This is a genomic window from Flavobacterium sp. TSSA_36 (genome assembly GCF_051547165.1).
Classification (GTDB): Bacteria; Bacteroidota; Bacteroidia; order Flavobacteriales; family Flavobacteriaceae; genus Flavobacterium.
The window spans coordinates 717,795-734,706 of the sequence record NZ_JBPTTP010000001.1; the positions used below are offsets into that span (position 1 = coordinate 717,795).

Annotated in this window: 2 protein-coding genes; both read left to right on the forward strand. The window is 39.8% G+C overall.

Features of this window, described 5'->3' with window-relative positions; genetic code table 11:
- Positions 1-303 precede the first annotated feature (303 nt).
- On the forward strand, positions 304-14,862 hold the full coding sequence (locus tag ACSVH7_RS03110; RefSeq protein WP_438065227.1) for a T9SS type B sorting domain-containing protein: 14,559 nt from the start codon (positions 304-306) through the stop codon (positions 14,860-14,862).
- Between the two features lie 603 nt (positions 14,863-15,465).
- The gene (locus tag ACSVH7_RS03115; protein WP_438065228.1) at positions 15,466-16,428 is read left to right on the forward strand and encodes a PorP/SprF family type IX secretion system membrane protein; all 963 of its coding nucleotides are present in this window, start codon (positions 15,466-15,468) and stop codon (positions 16,426-16,428) included.
- Positions 16,429-16,912 lie beyond the last annotated feature (484 nt).

Sequence of the window (16,912 nt, forward strand, 5' to 3'; positions counted from 1 at the left end):
ATTTCAAAACGGTAAACCAAGGAAAAGCAAGTCTTTTTTATAGTTGGGCACCCAGTTTAAAATCAAGAATCGTTACGCTAGACATGAGTCGAAAGAGGAACGAGCGAAGCACTCTAAAATCCCTTAGTTTAGGGAGAAGGGGAGCGCAGGGCTAAAGAGGGTGAAGGGGAGTCCCATCCTAGTAAAAATGGGAGGTCCCATTAGGAGTACGATTAACATAAAATGCTAGAAACGAATGATTTTCTGTCGCAGCTTTTTTCCCCAAAGAAAGTAACGACAGATTGAAATACCATATAATAAACCATGAAAAAACCTACTACTATATCCCAGTTCGCTTGGAAGTTTTGTACCCACTTTTCAAGTAAAATTGTTTCCTGTTTTGATACAAGGAATGGAGGATTGTCCTATTCTCAAAAGCCAAGCCCTACTAGGCACCGATTTGCGCTCACCCTACTGACGCTGGTGTTGATGACTTCTTTTTCTTATGGGCAGATAGGAAAAGCTTTTTCTGCTAGACTCAATGACGGTAATGGTAATAAGTATCTTAAAGTTAAAGGAGATGTAGTTTTAATTGGGAATACTGTAATCAATAAAGTAGGAGATGGAAGCGATACCAATCCAGCAATATTTAGCCCAGCACCTCCGGTAAATGGAGTTGCCTATACAGGTACAGTGACCAATTTAGCAGCTTTGACTACAGAAGCCAACATACCTTATACAGGACCCGATAATAATAATAAATTTTATGTAGAATACATTGATATTGATGGTGACAATAATACTTTCAGTTCAAGTACTGCCAACCTTTTTATTAATAATAGTTGTAAGAGAATTGTTTTTGCAGGCTTGTATTGGTCAGCTATCTATCCGTATGATAGAAGTACAGATAGAAAAACAAAGTACGATGGATCACTTAGAGATGCCAATTTTGACAAAATTAAGTTCAAAGTTCCAAATGGGAATTATCAAGATATCGTAGCAGACCAAATCATTTTTGATGGTTATAAATACAACGGTCCTAATGTAAGCGATTCCTTCAAAGATTCCCCTTATGTTTGTTTTAAAGATGTGACTTCCATTGTTACTAATTTGACCGATGCAGACGGGCCTTATACGGTAGCAAATGTAAGAGCGGCTAGAGGTAAAAGAGACGGTGGTGGAGCAGGAGGATGGTCACTTGTAGTAGTGTATGAAAGTCCAACAGTACCTAGTAAATTCATATCCATTTTCGATGGTTATGTAGGGGTAAACCCAGATGTTAACACCCCGGGATACCTTCCTTTAGTTGATTTTCAAGTCAGTGGTTTCAAAACCTTACCCTCTCCTCTTCCTGTTAATGCCAAAATTGGCGTAGCAGCCCTTGAAGGTGATGCAGGTAATAAAGGCGATACTTTCCAATTTAAGGCATTAAGTGTCCCTTTACTATTTACCGCTATTAGTGATGCTAAAAATCCAGCAGATAATTTCTTCAATGCATCCATAACTAACAACGGGCTTGATGTAACAAATAGAGTACCTAACAGTACCAATACCCTCGGAATAGATATTGATAATGTCATAGTACCCAATGCCTTAAATGAAGTAATTCCAAATGGCGAGACCGATGCAACACTTCGTCTTACGACAACAGGAGACGGTTACGGTGCATTTGTAACCACCTTTGCCGTAGATATCATCGAACCAACCATTTTGCTGACCAAAGAAGTATTTGATAATACTGGAGCAGACGCTAGTAATGCGAATGTGATTTTAGGACAACAATTAAACTATGTGATTGGTTTTGAAAATCAAGGGAATGATGATGCCACAGGTTTTACCATAAAAGATATTTTACCAAAGAATGTTGATTTTAATTACCCAGGAGATATTGATGTAGCCTCATTACCAGCGGGAGTTACACATTCTTATAATGCAGGAACGAGAACCTTGATTTTCAATATTCCTGATGCTTTAGTTTTAAAGAGTTTAACTCCGGGTGGGCCTTTCATACGCTCTGAAATTCGGTTTAAAGTAAAAGTAAAACCTGATTGTGATGCTTTAGTGGATCGTTGTGATAATGTCATTAAAAACTCGGCTTATGCCACGTATAAAGGAGTAGTTAATCCTACCCAAATAACGGATGACCCTAGTATTTCGAAATTTACCAGCTGTAATTTAGGGTTGCCGCAACCGACTAACTTTTTAGTGGGGATTAATGACTGTATTTATTCACAGAAACAAGTATTATGTCAAGCTAGCAAAACGCTTGCAGGGCCTAGTGGTTATGCTAGTTATGCATGGAGCGGTCCTTTTGGGTTTGCAGCTACTACCGAAACCGTGACCGTTACGCAACCGGGAGTCTACCGAGTTTATGCGGTAGGGATTGCGCCTTGTACAGACTATAAAGAAGATTTTACAGTAACTCCTTTTGGCGGCACTGTGGTAAATCCAATTATTGCTTTCGCAGACAACAAAAATCCTGATGGAACGATTACCGTTTGTCCTAATAATGGGAAAGAATTACCCAAAATATTTTTATGCGGATTAACAGGCTCTAAAAGCTCAAGAACCATTGCCACCGGAATTACCGGGGCAACAAGTATTGTATGGGAAACTACCACTTGTCCACCCATACCTGCTAATTTATCCGATTTGTGTGCCAATGAAGATACTAGTTGTACTTGGACTTCGGCGGGACTCAATGGCCCTAATTTTGTAGCCAATACCGCTGGACAATTCCGAGTAACGATTAATTATGAAGGTGGATGTTTTAACCGCTTCTATTTCAATGTCTATCAAAATACATTAAATTTTGATGTTACTGCTACGGATATTATTTGTGCCACTCCAGGTAAAATTATTGTGAATAATGTACCGAGTACAGGCTATGAATTCAGTATTGATGGGACTAATTATCAAGCATCCAATATCTTTGATAATATTACGACACAAAATGCCTATACCGTTTATGTAAGACAAACAGGAATTGTCGGGAATGTTTGTGTTTTTGAAATTAACAATATACCCATTCGTCAACGAAATTTCACGGTTACAGCCAATGCTTCTCAACCCTTATGTTATGGTGACAAAGGAAATGTTTTGGTAGTGGCTAACGATGTGGAGCCGCAATATACCTTTAACATTTACCCTGCCGGTGGTACTACACCAATCACTACTTCAGGGTTGCAGATGGGCAATCAGTTTACATTTGGTAACCTAAGTCCCGGTAGTTATGATGTGGAAGCCATTACTGAGAATCAATGTTCAGGAAAAAAACGAATTGTAATTGATGCCCCTACGCAATTAGCAGCTACTGTTGCCATTACAAAACCAATTACCTGCAATGACGGTGAATTGACGGTTACCGCACAAGGAGGAACAGCGCCTTATAATTACTCTATTAATGGTCAACCTTTTGTGACTAGTAATGTATTTGCCATTCCGAGTCCAGGAGGGACCTTCTCCATTAGAGTAGTGGATAAAAACAACTGTGTATACACTATACCCGATAAAGCCATAAGCGCCAACCCTAAACCCGAATTTAGCGTTGCCAAAACCGATATTTTATGTTACGGTACCAACTCTGGAACTATTACTTTTAGTGTAACCAATCCTAATGGCTATACTTTGGCCTTTAGTAAGGATAATGGCGCTACATTTGTGCCCAATGGTTCGTTTACGGACTTAGCCCCTGGTACCTATACTCCTGTTTTGCGTTACAGATTAAGCGGCGTAGACTGTTTCGAGACAAGACCGGCTATTACCATTTCCCAACCTACAATAGCCTTAACTGCTTCTGCTGGGGTGTCTGAGTTAGCAGGTTGTGGACCAGCACGTGAAGGTAAAATACGCATCACCAACCCACAAGGAGGAACCCCTTTTGCAGGTGCCAACCCTTACCTCTTTAGTTTCGATAATCAAGCTACTTGGACTACCGTTAACGATGCCTATAAAGCCCCTGGAACGTATACCGTATATGTAAAAGATGCTAACAATTGTATTTTTAGTGCCCCCGTGATTATTGACCCAGAACCAGCTGAGCCTGAGGTTAACGTGACCCCAAAAATCGATTTCAATTGTGATGGTACGGCTACAAGTACGGTAACCGTTGCCAATCCTGCGAATGCTTCTTATACGTATGAATACTATTTGGATAACGTAAAAAACACCAACGTGCCTAATAATGTATTCCTTAATGTTCCTTCTGGGTCACATTCCATTAAGGTGGAGTACAAATTGAACTCGGTACCAACATTCAGTAACTTGTTGTTTGAAGATTTCGGAAAAGGAGGCTATACTACCATCCCAGGAATTAGTCCATTGTACTGTTTTGAAGACGAAACGACGCCCCATCCAGTCACTTGGCCCGCGTTGTGTGGTAAAATTAATGATTATCAAATCAACGATGGGAAATATGCCGCTGCCAGTTCGATCAAAACCACTTTTGGAGTGTGGTTAACGGCTAAAGATCACACCTTACCTTCGGATCCTTTAGGGCGATTTTTATGCGTGAACATTGGAAAATCTGCTGGTATTGGAGGTATTTTATACAGTAAACCCATAAATGATGTAATTCCAAATCAACCCGTTATTATTTCATTATGGGCAGAAAATTTAATTAGAAAGTCTAAACCTAATTATGATGACCCTAAATTAACCATTCAGTTGATTAATGACTTAGGGTTGCCTACGGAATATTTGGTGGCCACTACCCCGATAGCGACCCCATGGGTAGTACCCAAATCAGATAAATGGGAATACAATGAATTGTCATTAAATCCGGGAACTTACAATAACTTAAGTTTTGTGATTAGATCATATAACAACGCCTTTAATGGAAATGACGTATTGTTGGATGATATCAAAGTATTCCAACTCCCAAAAACCTGTATTTCCTCCAAAACTTTCCCTCTAGTTATCGACCCCGGTAAAGCCTTTACCGCTCAAATTACAGGGACGAAAAACGTAACCTGTAATGGTTTAACCAATGGCGAATTTACTATAGTAGCAACTAATTTTGATGCCACTAAAGGTTTTGAATATTCTAAAGATAACGGAGCTACATGGAGTGCTGCTTTATTTGCTTCTCCTGTACCGGTTTCTAATTTGGCGGGTAACTTATACAAAGTAATCGTACGTCCAGTAGGTTCTTCAGTTACGGCTTGTGCGAAACCATTTGACGTAAACATAAGTCAGCCCGCAGCAGTGACGCTTAGTGCTTCAGTAACGAAAACCGCTACTTGTACCACAGGGGCAACCATCACCGCTATTGGGGGCGGAGGCACTCCGACTTACCAATACGAATTACGTCAGGCAGATGGCGTAACTGTTAAACCGGGTTATGCCTATAGTAACAACGGAGGAATTTTTACCAATGTTCCTTCAGGAAGCTATACTGTTTTTGTGAAAGATGCTAACGGATGTCAAATCCCGGTTGGTGCAGGAGTTACTGTAACCGCACCACCAGCTTTAACGGCAACTTTAGCCAATACAACAGACTATTGCTACACTACCGCTAATCCAGCTACCTTAGATGTTACTGTTTCAGGAGGTACAGGACCCTTTACCTATAAATTAGATGCTAATGCAGCAGTAAGCTCAGCTGCTACGACGTATTCCTTTACCAATGTAGCGCCAGGAACGCATACGATAGTGGTAACCGACAGCAAGAATTGTGATGACACTATTTCGAGTATAGTGATTGCTCCACAAATAGGGTTAACTGTTTCTTTATTGAATGATTTAACTTGTTTGGTAGATGCTTCTATCGGAAATCCTGTAGTTTCAGGAGGAAATGGGACACCTTATACTTATACTGTTTCTCATAATGGTGGTACGGCTACAACTGTAACTTCATTCCCATATACAGCTACTACTCACGGTACGTATGTGTTTACCGTAACCGATAGCAAAGGCTGTCCTGCCACTAGTAATACAATTACTGTAACGGCTAAAACAACCCCAACGATTTCTACCAACAAAACCGATATTACTTGTAATAATGCCAATGACGGAACCATTACGGTAACGGCATCGGGTGGGTTTACGAGTGCTTATACCTACGAAATTACAGGACCTGTTACTGCTTCACAAACCACCAATAAATTTACAGGTTTATCAGCAGGAGATTATGATGTTAGAGTAATTGATAGCAAAGGGTGTCCATCGTTACCAGTTAGAGTAACGATTGTGAATCCTACAGCTTTAGTAGTTTCGGCTTCGGCGACTACTTTTACTTGTAGTGCTACCAATACTAAGCAAGCTGCAACGGTAACTATTGATGTGCCTACAACAGGAACCTCACCTTATAAGTACAGTTTTAATGGCGGTAGTTTTACCAACACCAATACACTTGTCGTAAACGATAACGGAACGGATCAGACCATCAATTACGCTGTAAGAGATGCTAGTAATTGTGTTACTCCTGGTAGTATTATTTTGAATAAACTAAATCCGCCAACTATTGCTACCATTAGCAATACACCAATTTATTGTTTACCTGCATCAAGTACGACTAGTACAGTAACTGTGCCTGTAACTGCTGGTACAGGAGTTGCACCATTGGCCTATACAATTGTTTCAGGACCTGTAACAAACACAACAGGAGCAACAACTGGAATATTTACAGGATTAACCTCCGGTACTTATGTGTTTAGAGTGACGGATGCGAATGGTTGTTATGTAACGAAATCACATATCGTACCTGCACTAACCCCAATTGCAGTTACTGCGACTAAATTGACCGATGTAGATTGTTTTGGAAATACAACAGGTTCTGCAAGATTCACGGTTTCTAGTTTTAGTCTCACAGGAAATTATGCCATTACGGTTTCTTCTACACCAGCAAGTTTACCTTACACTTTGGGTACTACAGGAGATGTACATACTTTAACAGGTCTAGTTGCAGGAACCTATACTTTTAGTGTTACTGATAATACAACGGGTTGTACTGATTTTAAATCTGTTACTATTACACAACCAACTGCATCCTTAGACGTAACTATAGTTTCGAATAAAAATGCCAACTGTAATGTAGCAACGGCAAGAGTAGAAATACTAGCTGCAGGAGGAACACCAAATTATAGATACTCTTTTGTTACTTCGGCAACAACGCCAGGAGCTTATGGAAATAGCCCAATTGCTAATCTGAATCCTACTACAAGTACTTCATGGTACGCCCATGTTATTGATGCCAAAGGATGTACTTTTATTTTGCCAATTACCATTGCTACTGACCCAACACCAACTGTAACTGCTACAGCTGCAGGACAGTGTTTAGGGGTAGGAACATTTACTATTACTGCCAATAACACAACGCCAGCTGCAGGAATTGTAACACCTATTACTTACAGTTTAAATGGTGGTGCTTTTCAATCAGGGAATACCTTTACCGTTACAGCATCAGGTGATTACATCGTTAGAATCAAAGATGGTAACGGTTGTATTGTACCTGCAGCTACAATAACAGTTGTTCCGCAATTAACCTTGAATGCAGTTTTAAACAAAGACATTACTTGTGTTCTTGGTGATGAACCAGCAAGAATTACGGTAACTCCAAGTGGAGGTTCTGGGTTATTTACTTATGCTATTACAACACCTTTATCAGAAGCATCAAATATAACTGGGGCAACTACAGGTATATTTACTACAAATACAGCGGGTAGTTATACCTTTACGGTAACCGATACTACTACGGGTTGTACTTATACAACTACAACGGCTATTGATGTAACAACTCCTGTTAATCCAGAATTCCTAGTTCCTGGTATAACTCAAACCGCCTTTATCAATTGTAATGGTGATGATACAGCAGCTATTGCAATGGCCATTGATAACACCAAAGGACAATCTCCATTTGTGTTTAATGTATTGAATACTACTACAGGTATCAATTACGGCACACAAACTTCAGGTTTGTCTGCGGGAGATTATCTTGTAACAGTAACAGATGCTAAAGGTTGTATTGATACAGAAACTATTAATATTACTGAGCCTGATCCTATTGTAATTGATTTTGACACAGAAGATTTAAAGTGTACAGATGATGGGACTGGCACTAATACAAATATCGTAAAAGGTAAAATTATTATTAATGGTGTTACTGGAGGTAGTCCTTCTTATAATTATTATGTAACAGGAATTAATGGATACAATGATGAAAGATTAAATATTACAGGGTCAGCTTTCTTTGATATTGTAGATTTTGGTTTATACCAGATTAGAGTTGTAGATGCTAATGGCTGTTCCGCTTTAGTTTCTAATATAAAAATTGCATCTCCACCAGATGAATTAGTTATTGATGTAAATACTTCAGCAACTTGTGCAGGAGGATCTGCAGAAGTAAAAATTGGTACGGCTTTAGCGAGTGCAGGTCCTTTCCATTTTGCAGTATATACTGGTGCTGGACAAACATATACTCCACCAACTACCTTACCTTGGCAAGATGAAGATGCACCAAATAGTAAAAAAACTACTTTTACGGGGCTAATTCCTGGGGTTACTTATACTTTTATAGTTTTTGATGATGCTACAGATTGTTATTATTATCAAACAGCTGATACAGCTATTCCATCAACCACAAACTTAGCTATAAATAATTTTGTGCCAAATAACATTACTTGTACTTCTGCAAATGATGGAAATGTAAGTTTTGATATTTTTAATGGTAATGCATATTCGGTAGATGTAAATTATCAGGTTTATGAAGATTTTACAAATTTATTAATTACAGGAGTTGGAGGGACAGCAACTATTTCTGCAGGCGGTACACATAATGTACTCAATTTAGGAACTCTTCCAGTTGGTTCGTATTATGTTTTAGTTCAAGAAACATCTGGAGCTAATGCTGGTTGTAGTGCAATTTCGGCACCTTTTAATATCAAAAAGTCACCCGTAGAATTAACAATCACCGCTAGTGTAATTAAGAATGCTAATTGTAATGATTTAGGGATAATTACAGGGCAAGCCAAAGAGGGTACGGGACCTTATACTTATCAAGTTACTACTTCTGCAACTCCTCCTTCGGCTTCAGATGTGAATTGGGTTCCAGGAAATACTTTTACAAAAGCAGGATCTTTGGCAGGAATAACGTATTATGTGTATGCTAAAGACGCTTATGGTTGTATCAAATCGGATGATGTAATCCTATTTCAAGATGCACCACCAGCAATTTCTGTTCCAACACCAATCTGTTATAATGGTACGGCCTTTACTATAAATCTAGTGACTGATGCTTCAGCAACAGCTACTATTTTACCTGCAACTTATAAGGTGGAACCAATTGCCAGTTTAGGTACAGCTGCTTACCAAAATGGTTCTACTTTTACGCTCAATGCAGCAGGAACTTATAGATTGTACATCAAAGATGGTAACGGCTGTGAAGCTTTTGTAGATTATGTTGTACGTCCTCAGTTGCAACTTTCTCCTTCATTGACCAAAGAATTAGATTGTAACTTGCCAACACCAAATGCAACAGTTACGGTTACTGCTTCAGGCGGAGCAGGAGCAGGTAGTTACACCTATACTATCACAGCTGGAGCAGTTGGTAATACGACAGGGGCAACTACTGGGATCTTTACCGGTTTGGATGCAGGAAATTATACTTTTGAAGTAAATGATGGTACGTGTACTGCAACTGCAACATTTACTATTGATCCAATACCAACTACTGTTATTGCTGCACCAACAGTAACTGACGTTAGTTGTAATGGAGGAAATGACGGAACAATTACTATTGATGTAACTTCGGGCGTAGGTCCTTATGAATACAGTTTATTTGACGGAGTAACTGCAACTGCTTTTACAACCAATAATACTTTTACAGATTTAGTGGCAGGAACCGCTTATGTGGTTACCGTGCGTAATGGTAAAGATTGTTTAGAGGCTACCTTGCCTATTACAATTAAAGAGCCGGATCCTCTTATCGCTACAGCTACTGCAGCAGCAAACACCACGTGTAGTACCACTACTGTGATTAGTGTAAATCCTCCAACAGGAGGAACTCCATCAACAGTAGGTACTGGGTATACCTACAGTTTTAATGGTTTATCTTTCACTGGAGACAATACCTTCACGGTAAATAATGGTCCACTAGCTACTACTACAACAATCGTTGTTCGTGATGCTAATGGTTGTACTTTTAATTTAGTAAATGTTACCACTCCAGCATTAACACCGCCTACGGATTTAAGTTTTAACGTAACTACCGCGCCAACTTGTCCAGCTAATAGTGCAACGGTACAAGTAACGGCAACAGGCGGTTTAGGTTCATTGGATTTTGATATTGTTGAATTTAATAATGTATCAACAACTTTATATCCAACGCAAACAACCGCAGGAAGTGGAGTATCGGCAAGTTTTGCTAGTCTACCTCCGGGAGATTACATTTTCCGAGTAACTGACGAGAACGGTTGTACGTACCAAGAGTCGTTTACGGTTGATCCAGTTACGAATATTACGGTTGCGGCTTCGGCTACTACAAATGTGACTTGTTTTGGTGCAGGCAATGGTTCGGCTACTTTTGATGTGGCTAATTTTGGAGGTACCTATAATTATGTTTTTGATAGTGCGCCAATTGTTAATGGTGTGAATAATGCTCAATTAACATTCACTGCACTAGCACCGGGATTGCATACATTAGTAGTAACGGATGCTATCACAGGTTGTCCTGCAACAGCAAATGTAAACATTAGCCAACCGGCAGCAGCTTTAGATTTTACGGCTACTGCAACGAAAATCAATTGTAACAATGATAATGCAACGATTACGGTTTTGGCTACAGGAGGTACACCAACGTATAAATATGCGGTGCTTCAAAGTCCTTCTTCAGCACCAGCATTAACCGCTTATGGATTAAGTAATTTACTTACGGTAGATACCAATGGTGGAACCAATATGGTATGGGATGTGTATGTTGTAGATGCGAATGGTTGTCCACTTGATAAACCACAAACTATCGTTTTAGATGCTAATCCAAGTGCAATATCCGTTGCGCCATTTAGTGAATGTCCAGATCCAATTAATGGAACATATACGTTTACTATCAATACTCCAACTGGAGTAGGTCCATTTACCTACAGCATTGGTGGTGGTTTCCAAACCAGCCCAACTTTTGTAGTCAACGCTCCAGGAAGTTATGATGTAACGGTAAAAGATGCTAACGGTTGTCCAACAACAGTAACAGGATTAGTCGTGATTCGTCAACCACTTATTTTAACCCCAACGGTTACTACGCCAGTATCTTGTGCCACGAATGATGGGGTAGTTTCGGTGAACACAACAGGTGGTTCAGGAAATTATGAATATAGAATTGATAGTGGTGTGTACCCTATGACTACTCCATTTACTGGTTTAGCTTCAGGAGCTCACACGGTATATGTACGTGATACGACTACGGGTTGTGAAGTTTTCGCTGATATCACTTTACAAGCAGCAACGGAAATCACTGGTTTTGATTTAGAGACAACCCCAGTAACTTGTTACGGAGGATTTGACGGTACGATTACGGCAACTATGGATACTCCAGCACCTGGAGTAAATGATAATCCAATTTATACCTATACATTAACAGGAATATCAATTACAGGAGTAACAATGAATGTTGGGCCACAAGATTCACCCTTATTCAATGGATTAGAAGCTTCAGATGTGAATGGTTATACTGTAGTAGTTTCTTCTGCAAGAGGTTGTACTGAATCTAAAACCATAGTTGTTGCTCAACCAGCACAAATTATAGTACCAACGATTACCCCAGTTCAATTCGCTTGTACTTCAGGAAATGCAGGAAATTTAGCCACGATTACGGTAACTGGTGTTACAGGAGGAACAACTCCTTACTTGAATTATGAATTCATTAAAAATGGATCTAGAGTTCAATTCGGTAGTAGCAATGTCTATACCGAAGCCGATTATGCTGGAGGTACTTATGTGGTAAATGTCTATGATACTAATGGTTGTCCGGGTACTTCGGCTCCAATTACCATTGCTCCTTATGTGCAATTGGATAAAGTGAATGTGACTGTTACTAATGCGATAACGTGTACTAACCTTGAGGATATAGCTGTTTCGGTAACTTCAATTGGAGGTACGCCTTCCAACTTAGAGTTCATCGTTCAGGATGTAACTTATGATGTTGCAACTGGAACTATCCCTTCTTATGGCACAAATTATAATGCTACTCAAATCGTTAACATACCAAATGCAACTTTTACCAATTTACCAATAGGAAATTATCTAATCAAAGTTAGAAACCTAGTAACCAATTGCGAAATTATCGGCGTACACTATGTAAACAACCCGAATACCTTCGAATTGCTTGTTGATAATGTAGTGGATGTTATTTGTTTAAATGACAACAACGGAAGTGCGAGAGTGACTCTAGTGGATAGAGTACCTACTCCAGTAAACAATGCAGGGGAGTTTACTTATACTTTAGTAGATGCTCTTGGGAATGCATTACCAGGTGGTACTTCTACAGCAGCAGGTGTAGTGGACTTGACCAATTTGGCTGTGGGTACGTATACCATCACGGCTACCTTGAATCAAGCGCCTTCTTGTACCGTAAGCAAAAACTTCACGATTACCGGACCGAATGAATTGTTACAAATTATCGAAACACATACCGAAATTACTTGCGTTGCAGGAAACAATGACGGTTCGATTTCGGCTACCGCTACCGGTGGATGGCCAGGTGGTTATGAATTCCAATTGGAAGAAACTTCAACTGCTGTTCCTATTTCACCTTGGAGTACGACTAGTACTTTTAACGGCTTGACCGCTGGAAATTATGTGGTAAAAGTGAGAGATTCAAGAGGATGTGAAGTGTTCAAAACAGTAGTATTGAATAACCCAACACCAATTACCTTTACCGCCACGCCAAGCACTCCTTTATTGACTTGTAAAGGCGATACGAATGCCTCAATTAGCGTAAGTGCTCCAGCAGGAGGTCAAGGCACGAATTACTTGTACACCTTGACTACCACTTCGGCTACGCCAATGATCAGTTCAGGGCCACAAGCGAATCCGTTGTTTACCAATTTGGGGGCAGGGACTTATACCGTAACGGTTACTGACGGTTGGGGTTGTGGAACGACATCGTTGCCTATTGTAATTGCAGAGCCAACTGAGGTCGTAGCGAATTTGGTAGTGGCAAGTACACAAACGTGTAAAATTTTATCTACGCTTACTTTGAGTGCAACGGGAGGAACAGGAACCTATACGTATAGTGCAGATGGTAGTTTTACGGTTTCTGCTAACCCACTTTTGTATAGCACTTTTGCGACAGCAACAACGATATTGAATGTTCCTGTAGGCACCTACCGTTACTATGTGCGTGATGCGAACCAATGTATTAGTGTCGTTTCGAATGATATTAAAATAGAACCGCTACCTGCGTTACAAGTAGCCATAGACGTTCAAAATGCGAAAATCAATTGTAATGGTGACAGAAGTGGTGTGATTGTCGCTACTGCTACCGGAGGTTTAGGCAATTATGGGTATACATTATTGGATGCTGCGGGTACTCCAGTGGTTCCTCTGCCAACACAATTAACTCCGGGACGTTTTACTGATTTACCGGCAGGTAATTACCAAGTACGCGTGGATAGTGATGATTGTAATGTGATTTCAACCGGTATTGTCTCGATTAACGAGCCTTTATTACCAGTAACCGCTAGTGCTGTGGTGACGCCGGTAACTTGTAACGGAGCAGCTAACGGTATTATCACCGTCACAGCTTCAGGAGGTACAGGCATCATCAAATATGCGATTTCTCCAAGATTGGATCAGTTCTTTGATACCGGTGTGTTCGATCAATTGGCACCAGGAACGTACCAAATTATTGTCCAAGACCAAAACGGATGTTATGTTCTTTTGAGTAGAGATGTCACCGAGCCACAACCTATTTTTGTGAATACCGTGGCGGGTTCAGAAGTGCAAGAAGTTTGTTTTGGAGACAACAATGCTGCTTTTGATATCAACATCATCGGAGGTGTAGCCCCTTATAGCGTAAGTATCGACAATAGAAACGGAACCTATACAACGGGTACGGCCGCACAAAACGTATTCCCTTTTACAGGTTTAACCGGAGGTGATCATACGGTATATATTAAGGATTTCAACGGCTGTACGGCAGAATGGTTGGTGGCTTTAGATAAATCCGTGAACTTAGATCCAAAAGCTAGTGTAGACTACGGTTGTGATAATAATGCACCTAGTAATACCGTAACCGTTACTTTAGATCCGAGTATCCTTAACAAAGCCGATGTGGATTATGCGCTAGATGGGGCAGTGGGTTTCCGTGCTAGTAATGTATTTGTGAATGTTGCTCCGGGATTCCATACCATCACGGCAAGACACTCTAATGGATGTGAAAAGATCACGGCACAATTTGAAGTGAAAGGTTTTGCACAATTAACCTTGAATTTGGCTGATGGTGGTTTGAATGAAATTGTAGCTACAGCAGCCGGTGGAGCGGGTAATTATCAGTATTCTTTCGACAACGGATCAAGCTTTAGTGCGAACAACAAGTTTATTTACTATAAGTCGGGAGACTATACCGTAATTGTTCGTGATGCCAATGGTTGTGAAGCGACGGCGACGCGTTTCTTTGAATTCATTGATATCAAGGTTCCGAATGTGTTTACGCCTAATGGTGATGGAAATAATGATACGTGGTTGCCTACGAATACCATCAATTACAAAGATTTAACCATTAGTATTTTTGATCGCTACGGCCGAAAAGTGGCTAGCTTAAGAGAAGGTGAAGGCTGGGACGGTAAATACAACAGTCTCGAATTGCCAACAGGAGATTATTGGTATATTTTGAAATTGAAGAACGTACAAGACGATCGCGAATTTGTAGGACACTTTACTTTGATGCGATAGGGGTATGAATACTTTAAGATTGAAAAGAATTTAGCCGCAGATTCGCAGCTTATTTTTAATAGTATTCTTTAAAATCAGCGAATCAGCGGTGTGTTATTGAGCAGTGATTAATTGCCTCCAACTTTAGTTGGAGGAATAATAAAGATTGAAAAGAATTTAGCCGCAGATTCGCAGCTTATTTTTGATAGTATTCTTTAAAATCAGCGAATCAGCGGAGTGTTATTAAGCATTGATTAATTGTGTCCAACTTTAGTTGGAGGAATACTAAAGATTGAAAAGAATTTAGCCGCAGATTCGCAGCTTATTTTTGATAGTATTCTTTAAAATCAGCGAATCAGCGGAGTGTTATTGAGCAGTGATTAATTGCCTCCAACTTTAGTTGGAGGAATACTAAAGATTGAAAAGAATTTAGCCGCAGATTCGCAGCTTATTTTTGATAGTATTCTTTAAAATCAGCGAATCAGCGGTGTGTTATTGAGCAGTGATTAATTGCCTCCAACTTTAGTTGGAGGAATAATAAAGATTGAAAAGAATCACCCAATGGGTAAATTATTCCTTATTTTTCCCCAAAAGAAGAAGGAATACACCAAAAAATCTACAATAATGAAGAAGATAGTAGTTTCGTTTTTACTTTTAGTAGCCATGGCAGGTCAGGGCCAAGAGTTGAATTTACCGGTTTGGACACAATACTTGGCCGACAATCCTTTTGTGCTTTCGCCTACCTATGCGGGTATAGGAGATAATTTTAGAATTCGATTAAACGGGTTGACCCAATGGGTGGGCATCAAAGACGCCCCAAACAACCAATCTGTTTATGCCGATTTCAGAATAGCCGATCAATCGGGAATTGGACTTTCGGTCTACAATGATAAAAATGGGAATACCCGACAAACCGGTGCCAAAGCTTCCTTTGCCCACCACATCATTCTGGATTATTATTCCAAGCAGTATTTGTCTTTTGGACTCTCTTTTAATATCAATAACTTCCGAGTTGACATCAATAATTTGGACCCCACCAATCCTGATGCCGCCATCAACAACAATCGTTTTACGTCGAATAACAACTTTGATGTGGGACTTTTGTACCGCTTAAACAAATTTTATCTGAGCTTCAACGCCAGTAACTTGTTGCCTAAAGATTTGGATAAATTCATTGCCCTAGAACCTGATTTGGTTCGAAATTACCAAGTATACACAGGTTATGTTTTTACCGATGGTGGGTACAATCGCGCTGAAATCGAACCTTCCCTGTATTTTCAATACTATGAATCCGATCGCCGTTCGAGTACCGATATTAATGTTAAATACCGTAAGTACAACAGCTACGATGATTATTATTGGATTGGCGCATCCTATCGTTTCTTAAATGACCAAATCGGAAAACCGCTGAATGTTGGTCCTATGGTAGGTTTCCAAAAATCAAAATTTTATTTTGGTTATTCCTATCAAATCACCATGAACGAATTTGCGTCGGCCAATTCCGGTACTCACATGTTGACCCTAGGGTTCGATTTCTTCCAAGGTTCTAGCAATTGTCCATGTACACAAAATCCGGTGAACGATTAATTTGTTGAGGTGGTAGAGAAATGAACCGCGAAGGATTAGCTAAAGCAATGGAACCGCAAAGGCCGCGAAGAGTTACGCAAGGGGCGCGAAGGGTGATTTAGAAAAACCAAAATTTAGATTGGAATGTCTCGTTAGCCGTTTTTGAATAGGAATGGGTTTTAACCCATTCATTAGAATGCCACATCATTTCATGGCTTTAGCCAAAATACCTCCATTTGGGCTAAAGCCCTTGACTATATAATTCATTCCATCCCATTCATCCAGCTAAAGCTGGACGCTATTCAAAAATGCTGGACGCTATTCAAAAATGCTGGTCACAAATCAACATAATGCTGGTACTATTCAATTCGAAAATACCATTCCAAAATTTCCATCCGATATAATCTGTGGCAATCTGTGTAATTGGTGTTTGTGATTTTTCAATCCCTTGTTTATAAAGACAAATGCATAAAAAAAACCGCTCTTTTTTTTGAAAGGAGCGGTT